Origin of the sequence: Amycolatopsis solani (genome assembly GCF_033441515.1) — a bacterium.
GTDB lineage: Bacteria > Actinomycetota > Actinomycetes > Mycobacteriales > Pseudonocardiaceae > Amycolatopsis > Amycolatopsis solani.
The window spans coordinates 3,482,565-3,503,961 of the sequence record NZ_JAWQJT010000001.1; the positions used below are offsets into that span (position 1 = coordinate 3,482,565).

22 protein-coding genes are annotated in these 21,397 nt (G+C 71.0%); 10 read left to right on the forward strand and 12 right to left on the reverse strand.

From position 1 onward, the window contains the following. Window position 1 precedes the first annotated feature (1 nt). Window positions 2-436: a pyridoxamine 5'-phosphate oxidase family protein gene (locus SD460_RS16615; protein WP_290060911.1), complete on the forward strand. Its 435-nt coding sequence runs from the start codon at window positions 2-4 to the stop codon at window positions 434-436. Between the two features lie 119 nt (window positions 437-555). On the opposite strand, the gene glmS is transcribed toward SD460_RS16615, so the two are convergent. Beyond that, on the reverse strand, window positions 556-2,376 hold the full coding sequence (gene glmS / locus SD460_RS16620) for a glutamine--fructose-6-phosphate transaminase (isomerizing) (protein ID WP_290060913.1): 1,821 nt from the start codon (window positions 2,374-2,376) through the stop codon (window positions 556-558). 12 nt (window positions 2,377-2,388) lie between these two features. Further along, window positions 2,389-2,661, reverse strand: a complete 273-nt coding sequence (locus SD460_RS16625; RefSeq protein ID WP_290060915.1) for a hypothetical protein — start codon at window positions 2,659-2,661, stop codon at window positions 2,389-2,391. A gap of 244 nt (window positions 2,662-2,905) precedes the next feature. Here SD460_RS16625 and SD460_RS16630 point away from each other — a divergent pair, with 244 nt between their 5' ends. Continuing rightward, window positions 2,906-3,265, forward strand: a complete 360-nt coding sequence (locus SD460_RS16630) for a VOC family protein (RefSeq protein ID WP_318306336.1) — start codon at window positions 2,906-2,908, stop codon at window positions 3,263-3,265. An 11-nt stretch (window positions 3,266-3,276) separates the two neighbouring features. Here SD460_RS16630 and SD460_RS16635 read toward each other — a convergent pair whose 3' ends face one another. The 4 genes from SD460_RS16635 to SD460_RS16650 are packed head-to-tail and all read right to left on the reverse strand — an operon-like array spanning window position 3,277 to window position 6,047. Next, window positions 3,277-3,621: an STAS domain-containing protein gene (locus SD460_RS16635; protein ID WP_290060919.1), complete on the reverse strand. Its 345-nt coding sequence runs from the start codon at window positions 3,619-3,621 to the stop codon at window positions 3,277-3,279. Beyond that, complete coding sequence (locus tag SD460_RS16640) at window positions 3,618-4,832, reverse strand: PP2C family protein-serine/threonine phosphatase (RefSeq protein WP_290060921.1); 1,215 nt, start codon at window positions 4,830-4,832, stop codon at window positions 3,618-3,620. Before SD460_RS16640 ends, SD460_RS16635 begins: the two co-directional genes overlap by 4 nt. Then, complete coding sequence (locus SD460_RS16645; RefSeq protein ID WP_318306337.1) at window positions 4,829-5,629, reverse strand: alpha/beta fold hydrolase; 801 nt, start codon at window positions 5,627-5,629, stop codon at window positions 4,829-4,831. The genes SD460_RS16640 and SD460_RS16645 overlap by 4 nt, the downstream gene beginning before the upstream one ends. A 49-nt stretch (window positions 5,630-5,678) precedes the next feature. Then, entirely contained in the window at window positions 5,679-6,047 is a 369-nt protein-coding gene (locus SD460_RS16650) for an STAS domain-containing protein (protein ID WP_318306338.1), read from the reverse strand. Window positions 6,048-6,248: 201 nt separating this feature from the next. Between SD460_RS16650 and SD460_RS16655 the strand changes: the two genes are divergently transcribed. The 3 genes from SD460_RS16655 to SD460_RS16665 all read left to right on the forward strand — a co-directional run bounded on the left by SD460_RS16655 (window position 6,249) and on the right by SD460_RS16665 (window position 11,336). Next, window positions 6,249-6,986, forward strand: coding sequence for a hypothetical protein (locus SD460_RS16655; RefSeq protein ID WP_318306339.1), 738 nt, complete (start codon window positions 6,249-6,251; stop codon window positions 6,984-6,986). 239 nt (window positions 6,987-7,225) lie between these two features. Next, window positions 7,226-9,496, forward strand: a complete 2,271-nt coding sequence (locus SD460_RS16660) for a cellulase family glycosylhydrolase (protein WP_290059336.1) — start codon at window positions 7,226-7,228, stop codon at window positions 9,494-9,496. Window positions 9,497-9,524: 28 nt separating this feature from the next. Then, window positions 9,525-11,336, forward strand: a complete 1,812-nt coding sequence (locus SD460_RS16665; RefSeq protein WP_318306340.1) for a rhamnogalacturonan lyase — start codon at window positions 9,525-9,527, stop codon at window positions 11,334-11,336. Here the strand turns inward: SD460_RS16665 and SD460_RS16670 are convergent. From SD460_RS16670 to SD460_RS16685, 4 genes are all read right to left on the reverse strand, one after another. Then, entirely contained in the window at window positions 11,323-11,793 is a 471-nt protein-coding gene (locus tag SD460_RS16670) for a winged helix-turn-helix domain-containing protein (RefSeq protein ID WP_290059343.1), read from the reverse strand. The genes SD460_RS16665 and SD460_RS16670 overlap by 14 nt on opposite strands. Before the next feature lie 345 nt (window positions 11,794-12,138). After that, window positions 12,139-13,470 carry an NtaA/DmoA family FMN-dependent monooxygenase gene (locus tag SD460_RS16675; protein ID WP_318306341.1) on the reverse strand — a complete coding sequence of 444 codons (1,332 nt, stop codon included), beginning with the start codon at window positions 13,468-13,470 and terminating at the stop codon, window positions 12,139-12,141. An 11-nt stretch (window positions 13,471-13,481) separates the two neighbouring features. Continuing rightward, window positions 13,482-14,678, reverse strand: coding sequence for an LLM class flavin-dependent oxidoreductase (locus tag SD460_RS16680; protein ID WP_290059348.1), 1,197 nt, complete (start codon window positions 14,676-14,678; stop codon window positions 13,482-13,484). Window positions 14,679-14,789: 111 nt separating this feature from the next. Then, window positions 14,790-15,278 (reverse strand): beta-class carbonic anhydrase, encoded by a 489-nt coding sequence (locus tag SD460_RS16685; RefSeq protein WP_290059349.1) that lies wholly within the window; start codon window positions 15,276-15,278, stop codon window positions 14,790-14,792. Between the two features lie 326 nt (window positions 15,279-15,604). Between SD460_RS16685 and SD460_RS16690 the strand changes: the two genes are divergently transcribed. Genes SD460_RS16690 through fahA form a run of 5 tightly spaced genes read left to right on the forward strand, consistent with a single transcriptional unit; the run spans window position 15,605 to window position 19,938 of the window. Beyond that, on the forward strand, window positions 15,605-17,146 hold the full coding sequence (locus SD460_RS16690) for a hypothetical protein (RefSeq protein WP_318306342.1): 1,542 nt from the start codon (window positions 15,605-15,607) through the stop codon (window positions 17,144-17,146). A 3-nt stretch (window positions 17,147-17,149) separates the two neighbouring features. Further along, entirely contained in the window at window positions 17,150-17,356 is a 207-nt protein-coding gene (locus tag SD460_RS16695) for a hypothetical protein (protein WP_290055941.1), read from the forward strand. A 43-nt stretch (window positions 17,357-17,399) separates the two neighbouring features. Beyond that, on the forward strand, window positions 17,400-17,933 hold the full coding sequence (locus SD460_RS16700) for a MarR family winged helix-turn-helix transcriptional regulator (RefSeq protein ID WP_318306343.1): 534 nt from the start codon (window positions 17,400-17,402) through the stop codon (window positions 17,931-17,933). 38 nt (window positions 17,934-17,971) lie between these two features. Continuing rightward, entirely contained in the window at window positions 17,972-18,772 is an 801-nt protein-coding gene (locus SD460_RS16705) for a hypothetical protein (RefSeq protein ID WP_290055943.1), read from the forward strand. After that, window positions 18,769-19,938, forward strand: a complete 1,170-nt coding sequence (gene fahA / locus SD460_RS16710) for a fumarylacetoacetase (RefSeq protein ID WP_290055944.1) — start codon at window positions 18,769-18,771, stop codon at window positions 19,936-19,938. The genes SD460_RS16705 and fahA overlap by 4 nt, the downstream gene beginning before the upstream one ends. Before the next feature lie 184 nt (window positions 19,939-20,122). Here the strand turns inward: fahA and SD460_RS16715 are convergent, their stop codons facing one another. Both SD460_RS16715 and SD460_RS16720 read right to left on the reverse strand, forming a co-directional pair. After that, window positions 20,123-20,347, reverse strand: a complete 225-nt coding sequence (locus SD460_RS16715; RefSeq protein WP_290055945.1) for a DUF397 domain-containing protein — start codon at window positions 20,345-20,347, stop codon at window positions 20,123-20,125. A 156-nt stretch (window positions 20,348-20,503) separates the two neighbouring features. After that, a complete protein-coding gene (locus SD460_RS16720; RefSeq protein WP_290055978.1) occupies window positions 20,504-21,358 on the reverse strand; it encodes a helix-turn-helix domain-containing protein in 855 nt (284 codons plus the stop codon). Between the last annotated feature and the right edge of the window lie 39 nt (window positions 21,359-21,397).

The window sequence follows — 21,397 nt, forward strand, 5'->3', positions numbered from 1 at the left end:
CATGACTGCGTGGCGGGAGTTCGAAGCGGCGGAACCGGAGTTCGCGAAGCGCGTGCGGACGCTGTTCGACGCGCACAAGCACAAGACGATCGCAACGCTGCGAGCCGACGGTTCGCCGCGGATTTCGGGCATCGAGACGAGGTTCACGGACGGCGAGCTGACGTTCGGCTCGATGCCGAACGCCCGGAAGGGCGCGGATCTGGCGCGGGACCCGCGGTTCGCTCTGCACAGCGCGACGGTCGACCCGGTCGAGGGCGAGGAGGCGGCTTGGCCGGGGGAGGCGAAGATCGCGGGCCGCGCGGTGCCGGGCGACGGTGACGGCTTCCGGGTGGACATCGCGGAGGTCGTCCACACGCACCTGAACGCGGCGGCGACGTTGCTGGTGGTGGAGTGGTGGACGCCGTCAGGCGGGCTGCGGAAGGTGGAGCGCGAGTGAGCTGAGCGGTGTGCGGATGTCGTGAATGACTCATTCCTGTCGTCTGGCGACATGAATGAGTCATTCACGACATTCGGGCGGCGGGTGAGCGCTTGCCCGGTGCCCAAGCAGGCCCGGGCTCACTCCACGGTGACCGACTTGGCCAGGTTGCGCGGCTTGTCGATGTCGTAGCCCAGGCTGAGCGCGGCGTGGTAGGCGAGCAGCTGCAGCGGGATCGTGAGGAGGATCGGGTCCAGTTCCGGCTCGGTCTTCGGGACGACGATCCGCGGGACGTCGAGCTCGCCGAAGTCGACGTCCTCGTGCGTCACGGCCAGCACGGCGCCGCCGCGGGCCTTGATCTGCTGCACGGCGGCCAGGTTGCGCCCGGTCAGCTCGTCCGACGGCACGATCGCGACGGTCGGCAGCGCCGGGTCGATCAGGGCGAGCGGGCCGTGCTTGAGCTCGGACGTCTGGTACGCCTCGGCGTGGCGGTAGGAGATCTCCTTGAACTTCTGCGCGCCCTCCCGCGCCACCGGGTAACCCCGGACGCGGCCGACGAAGAACAGGCTGTTCGCGGTGGCGATTTCCTTCGCGTGCTCGGCTATGCGCGGCCCTTCGTCCAAAATGGACTTGATCTGACCCGGCATGGCGCGCAGCGCGTCGATGATCCGCTGTCCGTCCGCATTGGACAGGTCGCGGACCCGGCCGAGGGCCAGCGCGAGCAGGGCGAAGCCGATCGCCATGTTGGTGAGCGCCTTGGTCGAGGCGACCGCGATCTCGGGACCGGCGTGCAGGTACACGCCGCCGTCACAGGCGCGGGCGATGGTCGAGCCGACGACGTTGACCAGGCCGACCACGCGGCCGCCCTTGCGCTTGATCTCTTCGACGGCGAAGGCGGTGTCGATCGTCTCGCCGGACTGGCTGACCGCGACGTAGAGCGTGTCCGCCTCGATGATCGGGTTGCGGTAGCGGAACTCCGACGCGGCTTCGGCGTCGGCGGGGATCCTCGCCAGCTCCTCGATCATCGTCGCGCCGACCTGGCCGGCGTAGTAGGCGGAGCCGCAGCCGAGGATCTTCACCCGGCTGAAGCCGCGCAGCTCCCGCGGCGTCAGGTTGAGCCCGTCCAGGCGCGCGACGCCGAACCGGTCGTCGAGCCGGCCGCGGATGATCCGCTCCACGGATTCGGGCTGCTCCTGGATTTCCTTGGCCATGTAGTGCGGGTAGCCGCCCAGGTCGAGGTCTTCGGCGGCGATGTCGATCTCGGTGGCGGGCTTGGTGGTGTCGCTCTCGTCGACGGTGAAGGTCCGGTAGCCGGTGGCGAAGACCGTCGCGAACTCGCCGTCGTCGAGGTGCGCGACCTGCGAGGTGTGTCGGACCAGCGCGGCGAGGTCGCTGGCGATGAACATCTCCCGCTCGCCGACCCCGATGATCAGCGGCGAGCCGTTGCGCGCGATCACCAGCCGGTCGGGGTGCTCGCTGTCGGTGACGGCGATCGCGTACGTGCCGGTGATCCGCGAGACCGCTTCGACGACGGCGTCTTCGAGGGTGTCCGCGTTCGCGCGGGCGATCAGGTGGGCGAGGACCTCGGTGTCGGTCTCGGAGGTGAGGGTGACGCCGGCGTCGGTGAGCTGCGCGCGCAGGGCGTCGGCGTTGTCGATGATCCCGTTGTGGACGACGCAGATGCGCCCGTCTTCGGAGGTGTGCGGGTGGGCGTTGGCCTCGGACGCGGGCCCGTGGGTGGCCCACCGCGTGTGCCCGATGCCGACCTTGCCGCTGAGGCGCTTCGGCAGCGCGGCGGTGAGGTTGCGCACCCGCCCGACGACCCGGTGGACCTGGGCGTTCTTCGCGCCGAGCACGGCGATCCCGGCCGAGTCGTAGCCGCGGTACTCCAGCCGCGTCAGGCCTTCGAGCAGGATGGGGGCGGCGTTCTGGCCGCCGATGTAGCCGACGATTCCGCACATGGCGAACCTCTTCTAGCCGTAGACGATGCGGCGCAGCTGCCGCTCGGACAACGCGGGCGCGGCGACGAGGCGCCCGCGGAGCTCGGCGGCGATGAGCGGGAAGATTTCGGGATTCTTCCGCCCTTCGGCCTGCAGCTCGGTGTGCCGCCGCCGGACGTAGGCCTCGGTGGGCATCCGGTAGTAGGCGAGGACGTCGTCGACGACCCGCGCCGCGACGCCGGGCGGGAGCCCGGTGGACGCGGCGACGCGATCGACGATCTCGGTGTCCGGCACGTCGGCCATCATGCACTGCGCGGGTGGCGAAACCCAAATTCTTGCCCGAATTCGGGCAAGTCCGCTTCGATCAGGGGGAGTCGCGCACCGCGCGGATGGCCTCGAGTAGCCGGGGGCCGGCACGTCTTCGGCAATCGATTCACTGGTCGCGGGATCGATCAGCGCGGAACTCGGCTAGGCTCGCCGTCGAACGGGTGCGGCGTCGGAACGCCCGTTCGGCGACTCCCCTTGGCGCATCGAGCCGAAGGAGTGCGCCTTGATCACGTTCGCCGGGATGAGCCTGCCGGTCACCAGCCTCGACCGATCGCTCCCGTTCTACACCTCACTCGGGTTCACCACCGAAGTCCGCAACGGCCGGTTCGCGTTGCTGCGCCTGGGAACCGGCACGCTCGGCCTGCTGGAACTGGGTGCCGTCGTCTCCCGGGAAACGACCCGGCTGCGGGCGTTCGTCCAGGTCGAGCTGCTCGCCGACGACCTCGACGAGCTGTACGCCGACTTCGTCGCCCGCGGGGTGCCGGTGCTCGGCCCGCCGCGTGATCGCGGGTTCGAGCGGCAGCTCCAGCTGCGGGACCCCGACGGGTTCACGGTCGAGTTCGCCGACCACAGCCCGCGCTGACCTCGGCCGGGCTAGCCGTGGGCGGTGATCGCCGCGTCGGCGCTCGGGTAGGTCGGGAAGAAGTCCGCGAGGCCGATCAAGCCGAACGTCCGCTTGAGCCGGGCCGGGACGGCGGCCAGTGCGACGCCGGCGCCGGCCGCGTCGGCGACGTTGCGGGCCGCGATCAGCGTGGAAATGCCGCTGGAGTCGCAGAACGTCACCCCGGCCAGGTCGATCACCAGCAGCTGGCCGCGGTCCAGGGGCGCGGAACCGATCGCGGCGCGCAGCCGGGGGGCGGTGGCCACGTCGAGCTCGCCTTCGACCGAGACCACCGGCCCGGTTCCAGTGGTTCGCGTGGTCGTGGAAAACAGGGTCACGGTGGATCGCCTCCGGGAAACGGGATGCTCAGCGCGAGCAGGGCGGTGTCGTCGTCGACGCCGTCGCCGAAGCCGGCGAGCAGGTCGGTCACGGCGGCGACGACCGACGGCGCGGTGGTGGGCACCCGGCCGGTCAGGTGGGCCCGCAGCCGCTCGCCGCTGTAGCGGGTGCGGCCGTGGGTGCGGGCTTCGGTCAGCCCGTCGCTGTAGAGGAGCAGGGTGTCGCCCGGCGCCAGGAAGACGTCCACGGTGGCGAAGCGCGCGTGGGGGAACGCGCCGACCAGCTGCCCGCCGGGGACGGTGAGGAACGCCGACGTGCCGTCGGCGCGCAGCAGCAGGGCCGGCGGGTGGCCGCCGCTGCCGAGGGTGACCGCGGCGCCGCCGTCGCCGGGCCGGACGACGCCGTGGACGACCGTGCAGTAGCGCGGGTCGGCGCCGTCGTATTCCTGGTGCAGCACGGTGTTGAGGTGCGTCAGCACGGTCGCCGGGTCCGGGTCGTACGTCGCGGCCGCGCGCAGCGTGTAGCGCGCCAGCGACGTCACCACGGCCGCGCCGGCGCCCTTCCCGGAGACGTCGCCGAGGAAGAACCCCCACGTGCCGCCGGTCAGCGGGAACAGGTCGTAGAAGTCGCCGCCGACCTCGTCGGGTGACGCGGGGTGGTAGTACGCCGCGACCTGCACGCCCGGCACCTCGGGCAGGGCCGGCGGCAGCAGGGTCCGCTGCAGCGTCCGCGCCAGCCGCTGCACCCGGTCGCGTTCGCGTTCGGCGGCTTCGCGCGCCCGCAGGAGCTCCCGCTCGTAGGCGCGCCTGTCCCGCGCGTCGAAGACGGTGGTGCGGATCAGCTGCGGCTGCCCGTCGGTGCCGGTCTTGACCGTCGAGGTCACCAGCACCGGCAGCCGCGTGCCGGTCGCGGTCTTCAGCTCGAACGCGACCCCGCCGAGCTCACCTTGCATGCGCAGCAGCGGCGCGAAGTGCGTCTCGTGGTAGATCCGGCCGCCGACGGTGAGCAGGTCGGCGAACCGGCGCCGCCCGACGACGTCGCCGCGTTCCCAGCCGAGCCAGCCGAGCAGCGTCGCGTTGATCTTCGCGATCGTGCCGTCGAGCAACGTCGAAAGGTAGCCGCAGGGCGCGTGTTCGTAGAGGTCTTCGGCGCTGTCTTCCAGCAACGCCGAGAACGCCGGGCCGGCCTGGTCGCCGGCGTCGCACATCATGGTCCGCTCACGAAGGCCGTGATCGCGGCGGCGGTCGCCTCCGGCGCGCTGAGCTGCGGGCAGTGCCCGGTCGCGTCCAGCGTGACCAGCACGCTGCCCTCGATCCGTTCGTGCGTGAACCGCGCGACCTCCGGCGGCGCGATGGCGTCCTGCGCGCACTCGACGATCAGCGTCGGCACCGAAACCTTCGCCAGGTCGGCGCGGTTGTCGGAGAGGAAGGTCGCCCTGGCGAAGACCCGCGCGATCGCGGGATCGGTGCGGCAGAAGCTGTTCGTCAGCTCCTCGCCGAGCTCCGGGCGGTCCGCGTTGCCCATGATCACCGGCGCCATCGCCGCCGACCAGCCCAGGTAGTTGGCGTCGAGCGCCTCGAGCAGCTCGTCGATGTCCGCGCGGCTGAACCCGCCCCGGTAGTCCCCGTCGTCGAGGTAGCACGGCGACGGCGTGAGCAGCACCAGCTTCGCGAACCGGTCCGGTTCGCGGTTGGCGGCCAGCACCGCGATCATCGCGCCGACCGAGTGGCCGACCAGGACGACGTCCGCCAGGCCGAGCTCGTGGCAGATCGCCAGGACGTCGTCGGCGTAGCCGTCGAGACCGCCGTAGCGCCCGGCGGTCCACGCCGAGGTGTCCGAGCGGCCGGAACCGGTGTGGTCGAACAGCACCACGCGGTACCGCTCGGCGAGCGCCGGGACGACGAGGCGCCAGAGGTTCTGGTCACAGCCGAAACCGTGCGCGAGCAGGAGCGTGGGACCGTCTTCGAGACCGGTTACGACCACGTTGTTCCGGCGGCGCATGCTCACCGGCTCATCTTCTCACCGAGTCCGGAGAACCGTGAGGTCAACCGGCCGGTCAGCGCGCGAGGGCGGCGTCCCGGGTGGTCGTGACGCCCAGCGCTTCGCGCAAGCCGGTCAGCTGGAGGGTGCGGGCGACGACGCTGCCCTCCGGCGCGACGACCCGCACCCGGGTGCCGTGGCCGGCGCCGTGGCGGGCTTCGAGCAGGGCCGTGATGCCGATGGAAGCGAGGAACGAGACCCCGCTCAGGTCGAGCACGAGCAGGCCCGGCGGGTCGGCCAGCGCTTCGGTGATGGCGTTGCTCAGCACGGAGGCGCTGAGGAGGTCGATTTCGCCGGACACCGTCAGGACGACCGCGTCGCCGGTGCGTTCCGGCGTCACGCGCACCAGGTCCTGGGGCCGCATCCGATTGCCGTCCGTGGTCACCCGGAGCTCCTCCTCCTGTCGCCTGGTCTCCACCGAGTGGGTCGTACCCGGATCGGGCACCGGGCAAACCTCACCGGCGGACTCGCGCTGAGCGGGGGAGATGTACGTCTCGCGGAGGCAACGGGGTGTAACGGATCACCCGGTCGGCCGATAGCTCGATCGTGTCCGGGGGTGGCCCGGCCTTCACGAACGGACTACCCGATGCGACGCCTGTCCCTCGCCGCTGCCCTCGCGGCCGGCACCCTCGCCCTCACCGCCTGCTCCGGCACCTCCGGGACGGCGGTGCCGGCCGCCGCCGGGTCGTCGTCCGCGGCCGCCGCCGCGGCCACGTCCACCGCGCCGCCCGCGCTCGAGGCCGCCAAGGTCGGTTCCGCCGTCGCCGAGGCCGCCAAGCAGGCCACCTCCGTGCGCGTCAAGGGCACCATGGCCGACGACGGGAACAACATCAACCTGGACCTGCAGCTCAACCAGGACAGCGCGAGCGGCACCGTGGTCAAGGACGGCCTCGAGATCCCCGTCCTGCGCGTCGGCGACAAGTACTTCTTCCGCTTCACCGAGTCGCTGGTCAAGCAGGCCGGGATCCCGGCATCGGTCGGCAAGAAGCTCACCGGCAAGTGGGTCCCGTCCACGGCCCAGATCGGCGCCGGCATCGCCGACGCCTTCAAGGTGTTCCTCGACTACAAGTCGTTCACCGAGAACACCGTCGGCGAGCTGGCGTCGTCGACCTTCACCGGCGGCGAGCCCACCACGCTCGGCGGTGTCCCGGCGCTCAACTTCACCAGCACGGACGGCACCGCGACCGTCGCCGCCGACGCGCCGCACTACCTGCTGCGCATGCAGGACCCGAAGAGCGGCACCATCGAGTTCAGCGACTGGAACAAGCCGGCCACCGTCCAGGCGCCCCCGGCTTCGGAGATCTACTCCGGTCCCGGCGCCTGACACAGTCCATTGTGGACCGGCGCACCGTCGGTGGTGTGCCGGTCCGCTCGGGACCGCTGTGGTCCAACCGATTGAAGCCACGCGTCGCCGCGGTTGTCAACCTTGGCGACCCGATCAGACCACTCCGCCAGTAAGCGCTTTCTGCACAATCCGGCGGTCCTCAAACCCGCCGCCGCGTGCTAGCGTGGGAGCGCTCCCAGATCGAACTGTCCTGTCGAGCGGTACTCCAGGAGGTCGGTATGAAGTGGCGTTTTCTCCGCGCGGCCGTGGCCGGCCTGCTGCTGGCCGCCTGCGCCGTCGTGGTCCCGGCGCCGGCCGGTGCGGCCGCGCCCACGCGGGTCATGGCGCTGGGTGACTCCATCACGGGATCGCCCGGGTGCTGGCGGGCCCTGCTGTGGCAGCACCTCCAGCAGACCGGGCACACCGACGTCGACTTCGTCGGCACGCTGCCGCCCCAGGGCTGCGGGTTCACCTACGACGGCGAGAACGAAGGCCACGGCGGCTTCCTCGCGACGGGGATCGCCCGAGACAACCAGCTGCCCGGCTGGCTGTCCTCGACGCACCCGGACGTCGTCCTGATGCACCTGGGCACCAACGACGTCTGGAGCGGCATCCCGGCGAGCACGATCCTGGACGCCTACACCACGCTGCTGGGCCAGCTGCGTGCGAGCAACCCGGCGACCAAGCTCGTCGTCGCGAAGATCATCCCGATGAACCCGGCGAACTGCCCGGCCTGCGGCCAGCGGGTGGCCGAGCTGAACAGCGCCATCCCCGGCTGGGCCGCGGCGCACAGCACGGCCGCGTCCCCGATCACCGTCGTCGACCAGTGGACGGGGTTCGACACCGCGGCCGACACCACCGACGGCGTCCACCCCAACGGCACCACCGGCATCGCGAAGATGGAGAGCAGGTGGTACCCCGCGCTGGTCGCGGCGCTGGGGCCGAGCACGCCGGCCGCCACCGGGCTGCACGTCGACGGCACCCGCGTGCTCGAGGCGAACGGCGCCGCGTTCGTGATGCGCGGGGTGAACCACCCGTATGCTTGGTACCCCAGCCAGACCAGCGCGTTCGCGAACATCAAGTCCTTCGGGGCCAACACCGTCCGGGTCGTGCTCGGCAGCGGCAAGCGCTGGGGACCCACCTCGGCGGCCGAAGTCACGAACATCATCTCGCTGTGCAAGCAGTCCCGGCTGATCTGCGTCCTGGAAGTGCACGACACCACCGGCTACGGCGAAGAAAGCGCGGCGGCGAGCCTCGACCAGGCCGCCGACTACTGGATCAGCATCGCGAACGCGCTGAAGGGCCAGGAAAACCACGTCGTCGTCAACCTCGGCAACGAGCCGTTCGGCAACAACCAGCAGGTGAGCGCGACCTGGGCGAGCGCGACGTCGAGCGCGATCACCCGGCTCCGCGGCGCCGGGCTGCAGCACCTGATCATGGTCGACGGGCCGATGTGGGGCCAGGACTGGCAGAACATCATGCGGGACAATGCCGCTGCGGTGTTCAACGCCGATCCGCTGCACAACACGGTCTTCTCGATCCACATGTACGGCGTCTACGACACCGCGGCCGAGATCAACGCCTACTTCGACGCGTTCCGCACCGCCGGGCTGCCGCTCGTCGTCGGCGAATTCGGGGGCCGGCACAGTGACGGCGACCCCGACGAGGACACGATCATGGCCCAGGCGCAGGCCCGCGGTCTCGGTTACCTCGGCTGGTCGTGGAGCGGCAACAGCAGCGACGTCGCCTACCTCGACATGACGAACGGGTTCGACCCCGCGAGCCTGACCGCGTGGGGCGAGCGGTTCCTCAACGGCACCAACGGCGTCCGGCAGACGGCGAAGGAAGCCACGATCTACGGCGGGAGCACCGGGGACACGCAGGCGCCGTCCACGCCGGGCACCCCGGCGGTCTCGGGGGTGACCTCCTCCGGCGTCACGCTGAGCTGGTCCGCCTCGACCGACGACGTCGGCGTCACCGGTTACGACGTCCTCCGCGCGCCCGGTGCGTCCGGCGGCACCTTCGCCGTGGTCGGCTCGACCGTGGCGACGACGTTCACCGACAGCGGCCTGGCCGCTTCGAGCACGTACCGCTACCAGGTGCGGGCCAAGGACGCCGCGGGCAACACCTCGGCCGCGTCCGGGATCGCGATGGCGACGACGAGCGCGGGCGGCGGCACCGGTGCGTGCAAGGTCGCCTATTCGGCGCCGGGCTGGGGTGGCGGCAACGGGTTCACGGCTTCGGTGACCATCACCAACACGGGCACGAGCACGGTCACCGGCTGGACGCTGGCCTTCACCTACACCGCGGGCCAGAAGGTGACGCTGCCCGGCTGGGGCGCGACGTTCACCCAGTCCGCCGGTGGCGCGGTGACCGCGACGAACCTGTCCTGGAACGGGACACTGGCGCCGAACGCCTCGACCGGCATCGGCTTCAACGGCACTTACAGCGGGACCAACCCGGCGCCGGCGTCCTTCGCCTTGAACGGAAGCACCTGCGCGACCGGCTGATCGAGTCTACTTCGGACGGAGAACGGCGATGTCCAAGCGTACTTTCGTGCTCGGCAGGCTGCTGGCCACCGGGGTGCTGGCGGCCGGGCTCGTGCCGGCCCCGGTGATGGCGGCCACCGCGCCGCAGGTCGACAAGCTGAACCGCGGGGTGGTCAGCGTCCACACCGCGGCGGGCAACCGGGTCGGCTGGCGGTTGCTCGCCGCCGACCCGGCCGGGGTGACGTTCGCCGTCTACCGCGACGGCACCCGGGTGACCACGACCGCCGCCGGCGGGCCGACCGGTTTCCTGGACGCCGGCGCGCCCGCGGGGGCGAACTACACCGTGCACGCGGTGGTCGACGGCGTCGAACGTGCGTCGGCGTTCGCGGCGGAAGAGTCGCTGGCGCTCGACAGCACGGCGGCGGCGAGCACCCGGGACGTGCCGATCCAGGTCCCGGCCGGTGGCACGACGCCGTCGGGGGAGAGCTACACCTACAGCGCCAACGACGCCAGCGTCGGCGATCTGGACGGTGACGGGCAGTACGAACTCGTGGTGAAGTGGGATCCCGGCAACGCCAAGGACAATTCGCAGTCCGGCTACACCGGCAACGTCTACGTCGACGCCTACCGGCTGGACGGGACGCGGCTGTGGCGGATCGACCTGGGCCGCAACATCCGGGCGGGCGCGCACTACACGCAGTTCCAGGTCTTCGACTACGACGGCGACGGCAAGGCCGAGGTCGCGATGAAGACGGCGGACGGCACGCGGTCGGGCACCGGCCAGGTCATCGGCAGCTCCACCGCGGACTACCGCAATTCCAGCGGGTACGTGCTGTCCGGCCCGGAGTTCCTGACCGTCTTCACTGGACAGACCGGCGCGATCGCGGCCACGGTGAACTACGACCCACCGCGCGGCACGGTGTCCTCGTGGGGTGACAGCTACGGCAACCGCGTCGACCGCTTCCTGGCGGGCACGGCGTACCTGGACGGCTCGCGCCCGAGCCTGATCATGAGCCGCGGCTACTACACGCGCACGGTGATCGCGGCCTGGGACTTCCGCGGCGGCGCGCTGACCGAGCGCTGGAAGTTCGACTCGAACACGGCCGGCTCGCAGTACACCGGCCAGGGAAACCACCAGCTGGCGACCGCCGACGTCGACGCCGACGGCCGCGACGAGATCGTCTTCGGTGCGATGGCGATCGACGACACCGGCAGTCCACTGTGGAACACCCGGCTCGGCCACGGCGACGCCATGCACGTCGGCGACCTGATCCCGGGCCGGGCAGGCCTGGAAGAGTTCAAAGTGGACGAAGACACGTCGAAGCCGGGCGCCTGGATGGCCGACGCCCGCACCGGGCAGGTCCTGTGGCAGGTCGCGTGCGGCTGCGACAACGGGCGCGGGGTTTCGGCCGACATCTGGGCGGGCAGCCCGGGCGCCGAGTCCTGGTCGTCCGGCGTGGCGGGGCTGCTGAACACGAGCGGCCAGAACATCGGACGCAAGCCGTCGTCGGCCAACTTCGTCGTCTGGTGGGACGGCGACGCCCAGCGCGAACTGCTGGACGGCACGCACATCGACAAGTACGGGACCAGCGCGGACACCCGCCTGCTGACGGCGTCCGGCGTGCACGCGAACAACGGCACGAAGAACACCCCGGCGCTGCAGGCGGACCTGTTCGGCGACTGGCGCGAGGAGGTCGTCTGGGCGACGTCGGACAACCGGGCGCTGCGCATCTACTCGACGACCGACCCGACGAACATCTCGCGCGTGTCGCTGATGCAGGACCGGCAGTACCGGGAAGCGGTGGCGTGGCAGAACACCGCGTACAACCAGCCGCCGCACCCGAGCGTCAATCCAGGGTGACCGGAGCCGAGCTCTCGAAGCGGTAACCGACCCCGCGCACGGTGGTGATCGGATCGAGGTGCGGCTCGAGCTTCGCCCGCAGCTTCCGGACGTGCACGTCGACGGTGCGGTCGTTGCCGTCCTGCCGCGGCCACAAGGCCGATTTCAGGGCGCCGCGGGTGAAGACGCGGTCCGGGTGCGCGCGCAGGTAGTGCAGCAGGTCGAACTCGAGGCGGGTCAGCTCGAGCGGGCGCCCCAGCAGGATCGCCCGTCTCGAGCCGGTTTCGATGCGCAGCACGGGATCGGGAACCGCCCGCAGGTGCCGCCGGGCGCTGACCACGTCGACGCTCGCGACACCGTCGAGCGCACTGGCCAGCCGGGCCGCGACCACAGCGGCATCATCGGCCCGGCTGACGAGGTCGATCCGGATCCCGACGTGGAGCACATCGGCGGGTCGTCGTTCCGGCAGGATCTTCATGCGAACAGATTGTCGAGGTGAAGCGGGGTGCGGCGGTAGGGCGCCCGGCTGGTGAAACAACTTGCTTCCCGCGCGTGGCGGTCGTGAGTGCTAAGTCGGGTTAGAACCCGCCTTATCACTCACGACCACTAGCGCGCGGTTCTCAGCATGTGGGTGGGGTTCGTGGTTGTGGTTAGGGTCCTGGTACGCCGTCCGCCAAAAGGAGCGTGGGACGTGACCAGGACGATCCGCCTAGCCGTCGCGCTCGCGCTCACCACCCTCGTGGCGCTCGCCGGCTGCCGCACCGACGACCGGCCGGTCGCGCCCGCGAAACGCTGGCCCGTGGTCGCCGAAGCACCCCCGGCGTCAGGACAGTCCCAGGTGGTCGCGCAGGGTCGTCCCGGTGTACTCCGAGCGGAACGAGCCGCGCTCCTGCAGTAGCGGCACCACCGTGTCGGCGAACTCGTCCAGGCCGCCCGGGGTCACGTGCGGGACCAGGATGAACCCGTCGCTCGCGTCGGCCTGCACCAGCTCGTCGATCGCGTCGGCGACCGTCGTGGCCGAACCGATGAACGTCTGCCGCGCGGTGACCTCGATCATCAGCTCGCGGATCGACAGGTTCTTCGCCTCCGCCAGCTGCCGCCACTCCTTCGCCGTCGCCAGCGGGTCGCGGTACATCCGGACGCTCGCGCGGCCGCGGGCGATCGTGTGGTCGCCCAGGACCGGGTCGGTCGCGGGCAGCGGGCCGTCGGGGTCGTAGGCGCTGAGGTCGGTGTTCCACAGCTGCTCGAGGAACTTGATCGCGGTCTGCCCGCTGACCTGCTGCCGCCGGATGACGTGGGCGCGCTCGTGGGCGTCGGCGTCGGTGTCGCCGAGGACGAACGTCGCCGCGGGCAGGATCACCAGCTGCTCCGGGGTCCGGCCGTACTTCGTCAGCCTGCCCTTGACGTCGGAGTAGAACGCCTGCCCCGCTTCGAGCGTCCCGTACCGGCTGAAGATCGCGTCGGCGGTCGACGCCGCGAACTCGCGGCCCTCCTCCGAATCGCCGGCCTGGATGATCACCGGGCGGCCCTGGGGGCTGCGCGGGACCGGGAACCGGCCTTCGATGTCGAAGTGCGCGTCGTGGTGGGCGAACGCGCCCGCCGAAGAATCGCGCAGGAACACGCCCGAGCCGGCGTCGGCGGCGATCTCGTCGCCGTGCCAGGAGTCGAACAGCTCCCACGCCGTGCGCAGGAACGTCTCCGCGCGCTCGTAGCGCTGGTCCTGCGGGAGGAACCCGCCGCGGCGGAAGTTCTCGCCGGTGAAGGCGTCCCACGACGTCACGACGTTCCACGCCGCGCGCCCGGCCGAGAGGTGGTCCAGCGACGCGAACTGGCGCGCCACCTCGAACGGCTCGTTGAACGTCGAGTTGATCGTGCCCGCCAGCCCGAGCCGTTCGGTGACCGCCGCCAGCGCGGACAGCACGGTGAACGTGTCGGGGCGGCCGACGACGTCGAGGTCGTAGATCTCCCCGTTCTGCTCGCGCAGCCGCAGGCCCTCGGCCAGGAAGAAGAAGTCGAACTTCGCGCGCTCGGCCGTCTGCGCGAGCTTGACGAACGAGCTGAATTCGATGTGGCTGCCCGCGGCGGGGTCGCTCCACACGGTCGTGTTGTTGACGCCGGGGAAGTGCGCCGCGAGGTGGATCTGCTTGCGGGTCATCTCGGTCCTCCTCAGACGGCGGCGTAGCGGTTGGCCGGGCGGGCGAGGCCGAGCAGCCCGCGCAGGGTGCTCGCCTCGTACTCGGTGCGGAAGGCCCCGCGGCCCCGCAGTTCGGGCACCAGTCCCCGGGTGATGGCGGTCAGGTCGTGCGGTACCGCGCCCGGCCGCAGCCGGAAGCCGGACAGCCCGGCGCCCTGCCAGTCGAGCAGCAGGTCGGCGAGCCCGGCCGGGGTGCCGGTGAACACGTGCGCGTCGGAGGAGTACTCCTCGCCGGACAGCTCGTCGAGCCGCGCCTTGCGGTCCGCGGCCGCCTGCTCGGTCTCGCCGAGGAACACGACGACGTCGCCGAACACGTGCAGCGTCTCGGCGCCGCGGCCGGCCAGTTCCTGCTCGTCACGCACTTCGGCGACGATCGACGCGGCCTGCGCGCGGTCGGACGGCGTCACGTAGACGACGTCGGCCGAGCGGGCGGCGAGCCGGTAGGGGACCGCGGCGTGGGCCAGCGCGGTGACCGGCGGCTGGCCCTGCGGCGGCCGCGGCGTGATCGACGGGCCCTTGACGGAGAACCAGCGTCCCTCGAAGTCGATGTAGTGCAGCTTCTCGCGGTCGACGAACCGGCCGGTCGCGACGTCGCGGATTTCGGCGTCGTCCTCCCAGCTGTCCCACAGCCGGCGCAGCACCTCGACGTAGTCCGCGGCCTCGTCGAACAGGTCGCGCAGCGGGCTCGGCCGGCCCGGCTCGGCGGAGTCCTCGAGCCGGAACTCGCCGAACTCGCGGCGCCCGAAGTGCCGGTTGTCCTCGGCACGCCCGGCGACCTGCACGCGGACCCCCGCGCGGCCGGTGCTGACGTAGTCGAGCGTGGCGATCGCCTTGGACAGGTGGAACGGCTCGGTGTGGGTGACGACCGCCGTCGGCACCAGCCCGATGTGCGAGGTCAGCGGCGCGACGCGGGCGGCGATCAGCACCGCGTCGAGCCGCCCCTGGACGATGCCGTCCCGCTCGCCCGGCCGGTCGAGGTAGTTGACGGTCTGCAGGGCCAGCGAGTCTTCGAGCGTGACGAAGTCCAGCTTGCCCGCCTCGGCCTCGCGGACGACGTCGGTCCAGTACCCCGCGGTGAGCAGCTCGCCGGGCCGCGCCCCCGGCTCCCGCCAGGCGGCCGGGTGCCACCCGGCTCCATCCAGCGCGACGGCGATCCGTGGTCCTGTCATCCCGGCGTCCCTTCTCTCGGCCCGTACCCGCAGTCTGCGCCGCTTCCCGCGGGACGGGCCGGAGTGGCCAATGGCTGGGACGAGCCGGGTGCGCCGGGAATAAACGCCGGGTCAGGCGACTTCGTTCAGCTTCCCGGTGGCGACGTCGAAGACGAACCCGCGCACGGAGTCCTTCTTGGGGACGAACGGGCTGTTCTTGATCCGGGCGATCGACTGGCGGACGTCTTCGTCGAGGTCGGAGAACGCTTCGGCGGCCCAGGCGGGCTTGACGCCGACGTCCTGCTGGATGGACTTCTTGAAGTCGTCGTCGGTGAAGGTGAGCATGCCGCAGTCGGTGTGGTGGATGAGGATGATCTCTTCGGTGCCGAGCAGCCGCTGGCTGATGGCGAGGGAGCGGATTTCGTCTTCGGTGACGACGCCGCCGGCGTTGCGGATGACGTGGGCTTCGCCTTCCTGCAGGCCGAGCACGCCGTAGACGTTGATGCGGGCGTCCATGCAGGCGAGCACGGCGACGTGCTTGGCGGGCGGCAGCGGCAGCGGCCCGGTGAAGCGCGCGGCGTACTCGGCGTTGTTGGCGAGCAGCTCGTCGGTGACCGACATGGGTGGTCCCTTCCGCGTAGGGGGTGAAGGGCCGAGTGGACGCTTCCATGCACCCATGCGCAACCGTGCCCACGACCTGGACGGACCTCAGCGGTGCGTTTCCATGGCCACCTCCTTCCCGCCGTGCGTCGACGGTAGGGAGGAGCGGCGGGATGGAAGCGCGGCGTCGCAGTGAAAAAGTCTTCGGCAACGCCCCTTGACAGGGGTGCCCGGCCGAACCGGCCCGGCGCGTTCAGCGGAGGCGGCGGGCCCGTTCGAGGCAATTCTGCAACGCCGCTGGCCCCGGGCGGCGGCTCGTTGTTCGCTTGGGTGCGGGAGGGCGTGCGATGCAACGGGTGAACGCGGGACGGCGGGTGGGCTGGCTGCTGCGGACGAACCGCGTGCTCGGCGGCCGGTCGCGCTACCGCAAGCTCGCGGCCTTCGCCGCCGATTTCGACGCCGACGGCGTGACCCCCTCGGTGTCCGTCAGCACCCTGTCCCGCTGGGAAAACCGCGTCACCACGGTGCCCGGCGCGGCGGTGCGGCGCTACGAACGGATGCTCGACCTGCGGCCCGGCCTGCTCGTCGCGGTCAACGACACCGTCGCGCGCTACCTCACGCCGCCGACGCAAACCGTCCCGCCGTGGGCCCGGCACCGGCGGCCGAACCCGGGCGCGCCGCTCGACGAGCTGATCGACCTGGCCGTCACCGACGCCGTGCTCGGCAGCGAGGAATGGGATCGCCTGACCGAGCTCCTGGCCTGCCGGCCGCAGCTGGTCCTGAGTCCCGCGTCGACGTGGCTGCGGCTCTCGGAACGCCTGCTCACCGAAATGTGCATCGCGGACGGCGTTTCGTGGATGCGCCGGGCCGAGGCCTTCCACCGGCTCATCGTGCACCCGGTCGGCCAGCGGGCGGCGATGGCCACGGCCGCCGCCGCGGCGGCGGACACCTCCGCGCAGAGCCTGATCGGCACCCTCGGCGTGTTCAGCGCGAGCGCGCACCCCGACGCGAGTTCGTCGGTCGTCCGGCACCTCACCGACCCGCTGACCGACCGGACGTTCTACGGCGCCCTGCTGACCAGCGTCAAGAAACTGCGGTTCGGCCACTTCGACGACCGGCAAACGGCTTCGCTGCTGCCGATCCTGTGCGCGCTCGTGGCCTCCGGCGGCGGGGAGCGCACGCCGCTGGCGGCCCGGTTGCTGCAGTTGCTGCCCCGTGAGCTGCAGGCGAAGGTCCCGAGCCGGGTGTGGGCCGCGGCGATGGCCGCGCTGTGGCCGGCCGCGGCTCCGGTTTCGGAACGGCTTGCCGCCGAGGCCCTGGAAGGGATCGAGGAGCCGCCGCCGGATCCGCTGCTCGCCGTGTTCATCGACGAAATGCTGCACGACCCCGTGTTCGACGTGCGGCTCTGCACGATGTTCCTGCTCTACGCGACGCCCTACCGCGCCCCGCTGGCGCACGCGCTGGCCCGCGAACTGGCCGGCACCCTGCGTCGGCGCGGCCGCGCCGACGGGGTCCAGCGGCTGCTCGACGCGCTGCGCATCCTCGGCGGCACCGGGGAAAGACGGCTCATCGAGGCGATGGTCCTCTCCGAACAGCTCGGCACCGCGGTGTGCGATTCCGCCGCGTACGCGCTGGGCCACGTGGGCGGCGCCAGCCCCGACGACTTCTACCGCCGGGCCTTCGCGCGGCACGCCGAGAACGCCCGCCACGACGACACCGCGCGGTCGACGTCGGTGCTCGACCGGCTGGTGTACTGCATGGGCATCAGCGACCGCCGCGCCCTCCTCGGCGAAGTGGTCACGCGCCCCGACCTCCCGCCCCGCATCCGCACGGCGGCGACGTGGTGGGCCGGGTTGCCGGGCTACATCAGGGAAAGCGCGGCCGGGTAGCTGATGGAGGTGCTGGACGTCGCCGTGCCGCAGTGGTACGTCACCGCCGGCTGCCTGGCGCAGACCGTGTGGAACGCCCGCACGTCCCGGCGGGTGCTGGACCTCGTGGTCCGCCCGAACCGGGTGCTCGCGCCGGAAGCGGTCTACGCCGAGAAGGTCGCCCGCTGGCGTGAGCGCTGGCCCGAGCCGACGGTCCTGCCCTGGGGATAGTTTCAACTTTGACTACCTGCCGGGCCCGCGTTAGGCTGCGCCCGTGCAGGACGTGACCGCCGCCGAGCTGGACTTCTGGTCCTTCGTGGCGTTGGCGAACCGGCGGCTCGCCGAGGAGTACGGCTTCCGGCACCAGCTCGCCACCGAGGTGCTGCTGACCCTCAACCGCGCCTCCGACCTGGTCACCTACGACCTCGAAGCCGCCGTGCACCGGCCGCGCGGGCGGTCGTGGTCGGCCTTCCGGCTGCTCTTCGTGGTCTGGCTGGCCGGTCCGATGGAGCCCAAGAGCGCCGCCCGGCTGGCCGGGATGAGCCGGGCGGCCGTGTCGAACCTGGCCAAGGTACTGGTCGCGGACGGCCTGCTCGACCGCACGCCGGACGAGCACGACGGCCGGTCCGTCCGGCTCTCGCTCACCGAGGCCGGGCACGACGAGATGGTTTCGGTGTTCCAGGAGCACAACGAGCGCGAGTTCGGCTGGACGGACGCGCTCACCGAGACCGAGCAGCGCATCCTCGTGATGCTGCTGGGCAAGCTGATCACCAGCCGCGCAGGGTTCGACACGCGCAGCCGCAGTTAGTAAATACGTGAACTGAATCGGCCGAGGAGGCGACCAGCATGATCCCCGCGCTGTTCACCGGCTTGTGCGACGACGCCGCGGTGTTCCCGCCCGGCCTGGCCCCGCTGCCGGACGCCGTCGTCGCGCACGACGGGTATTCGGCGTCCTGGTACGCCGATCTGGTCGGCCCGCTGGTGGTCGCCGCCCCGGCGCTCGGCGAGCTGGGCGGCGTGCTCGGCACTCGCGAGACGCCGTTGCCGCTCGCGGTGACGCTGCCCGGTGGTCCCGCGCAGCTGCCCGGCGTGCTGGCCGCCGTTCCCGGGTTGCCCGTCGAGCTGCAGGCGCTCGAGATCGCGGTGCCGGACGGCATGGGCCCCGACGAGGTGCTCGCCGCGGTGTCCGCCGCGACCGCGCCGGTGTACGTCGAGATCCCGCGCGACGACCGGCGCGGGCCGCTGCTGCGGGCGCTCGCGGGCACGGGGCACCGGGCGAAGTTCCGGACCGGTGGCGTCCGCGCCGAGCTGTACCCCGGCGACGTCGAACTGGCGGGCGCGATCCGGGCCGCCGTCGAAGCCGGCGTCCCGTTCAAGGCGACGGCCGGTCTGCACCACGCGCTGCGCAACGTCGACCCGGACACCGGGTTCGACCAGCACGGCTTCCTCAACCTGCTGCTCGCGGCCGCAGACCCGGACCGCGTGGAAGCCCTCCTCGCCGAACGCGACGGCCCGGCGGTCGCCGCGCTCGTGCGTGAGCTGGACGCCGGCGTCCGCGCGCGGTTCACGTCGTTCGGCACCTGCAGCATCACCGACCCCCTGACCGAACTGGCCGAGCTCGGCCTGCTGCCCCGAGGAGAGGCATGACCACGATCACGATCCCGGCGGACTCCCCGTTCGGGACCGACAACCTGCCCTACGGCGTGTTTTCCACCGGCGGCGGCACCCCGCGCGTCGGCGTCCGCGTCGGCGACTCCGTGCTGGACCTGGCCCGCGCGCTGGGCGACGACGTGTTCGCCGCGCCGACGCTGAACCCGTTCATGGCGCAGGGATACGACCGCTGGGTGGCGGTCCGTTCGCAGGTGGCTGCGCTGGTGACCGGCGAGGTCCCGGACGACGCCGTCCACGCGCTCGCCGACGTCACGCTGCACCTGCCGATCGAGGTCGCCGACTACGTCGACTTCTACGCGTCGGAACACCACGCGTCGAACGTCGGCCGGCTGTTCCGGCCGGACGCGGAACCGTTGCTGCCCAACTGGAAGCACCTCCCGGTCGGGTACCACGGCCGCGCCGGCACGGTGCTGGTCTCGGGCACCGACATCGTCCGCCCCAGCGGCCAGCGCAAGGCCGACCCGGCGCCGGTCTTCGGCCCGAGCACGCGGCTGGACATCGAGGCGGAGCTGGGTTTCGTGGTCGGCACCGGCACCCCGCTGAACACCCCGATCCGCCCCGACGACTTCGCCCGGCACGTGTTCGGCGCGGTGCTGCTCAACGACTGGTCCGCCCGCGACATCCAGGCCTGGGAGTACGTCCCGCTGGGCCCGAACCTCGGCAAGAGCTTCGCGACGTCGATCTCGGCGTGGGTGGTCCCGCTCCTGGCGCTGGAAGCCGCGCGCGTCCCGCTGCCCGGCCAGGACCCGGAGCCGCTGCCGTACCTGCGCGAAAGCCGCCCGTGGGGCCTCGACGTCGAGCTGGTCGTCGAGTGGAACGGCGAGGAGGTCAGCCGCCCGCCCTACCGCGAGATGTACTGGTCACCGGCCCAGATGCTGGCCCACCTGACGGTGAACGGCGCCTCGTCCCGCACCGGCGACCTGTACGGCTCGGGCACGATTTCCGGCCCGGAGAAGCACCAGCGCGGCGCGTTCCTGGAGCTGAGCTGGGGCGGCGCCGAACCATTGACGGTCAAGGGCGAGCAGCGCTCGTTCCTCCTGGACGGCGACGAAGTGGTGATCACGGCAACGGCCCCGGGCGCGAGCGGCGGCCGCATCGCCTTCGGCGAGGTCCGCGGCCGGATCCTCCCGGCGGCTCCTTGACCGATTCTGGCCGAGCGAAATCCGCGGCGATCGGCCGGCGGAAGCGATCGCCCGCCGGTCGACACAAATTCACTCCGCAACCGTCTCTGCCCGTGCGTTCGCATGTGCCGTCGGGTTCTGGATGAACTGGACAGTTCTGCGCCAACTTGCCAATTTCTGGACAACGGCTATTGGCGTGTGAAACTCACGTCGAAGGGTCGAGGTGTCGAACGAACGCGGTCCAGCTCTGGTGATTGAGATGCAGCTCGCCCGAGTGCGGTGTTTTAGAGTCGCGGATGCGGACTATCTCACCGTCGAACGCCACTTCGACGCACTTCGGGTCGTGTGTCGGGCTGCACCGGGAACTGCGATGCCAGACGAGGCCCAGCTGTTCGGCCTCGACGTTGATGGAGTTGCTTCGTCCGGTCATCAGGCCCTCCCGACCCATGATCGGCCGCGAGATCGTCTCGGCCGATGGACGTGCTTCGGAAGCGTCACATACTACTCCCGTTGCGCGAGGGATTTGCTTCGTTAATCCACTGATTGGGCCGAACCGATGAGCTGTCGGCGCATCTGCGCTATTCGGTCACCAACGTTCGCGTATTCGTTCAATTGTCGGGCCGAGGTCTTCCGTGGGTGAGGAGTACGCCGGGCCGGTGAGCACGTCGAAGGCGTCCAGGTAGCGGCCGACCTCATTGGGGTCCGTTCTTGCCAGGACCAGGTAGCCCGGCTGGTCCAGGTAGGCCACGGGGCTCTGGTCGGGTAGCTCGAAGAGAGTGAAGGACGACTGCATGCCGTCGGTAACGCCACGATCGAAGGTGGCTACCTGAACGGATACGTTCGGGAGCTCGTTCAGCTCGAGCAGGAAGTCAAGTTGCTCACGCATGGTGTCGGCTGACCCGACCATCCGGCTGATCGATGCCTCGTCGAGGATGAAGCGGGCGATCAAGGGTTGCTCTTCCGTGAGCAGCTGCCGTCTCTGGGTGCGCATGACGACGGAGTGTTCGATCGCCTCGTTGGTCGAGTGGAACGCCCTGCCGAGGGCCCGGATGTACTCGGTGGTCTGAAGGATCCCGGGTACGACAAACGCCTGGTACTCCGACATGGAGGTGGCCGATGCCTCGACCGCGATGAAGTCGATCAATTCCGGGCTAACGTGCGGACGGTAGTCGTCCCACCATGCCTTCTCGCGGGAGGCCCTCGCCGCGGCGGACAACGAGTCGACGACTGCCTGGTCGGCCACCCCGTAGAGCCGCAAGAGCGCGCCGAGGTCGGTGATCGAGATGCCGACCGCCCCACCCTCGATGCGGATCACTTTGGACAAGGACCATTCGAGGCGGGTCGACACATCCTTCTGGGTCAGTCCGGCCGCGCTCCGTAGCCTGCGTAGTTCCGCCAGCAGTCGTCGTCGTTCGGCTACCGGGTTCCGACCCCCGAGCATGAGCAACCCCGTCTTCTACTGGTGGGAGGCGGAGGCAGC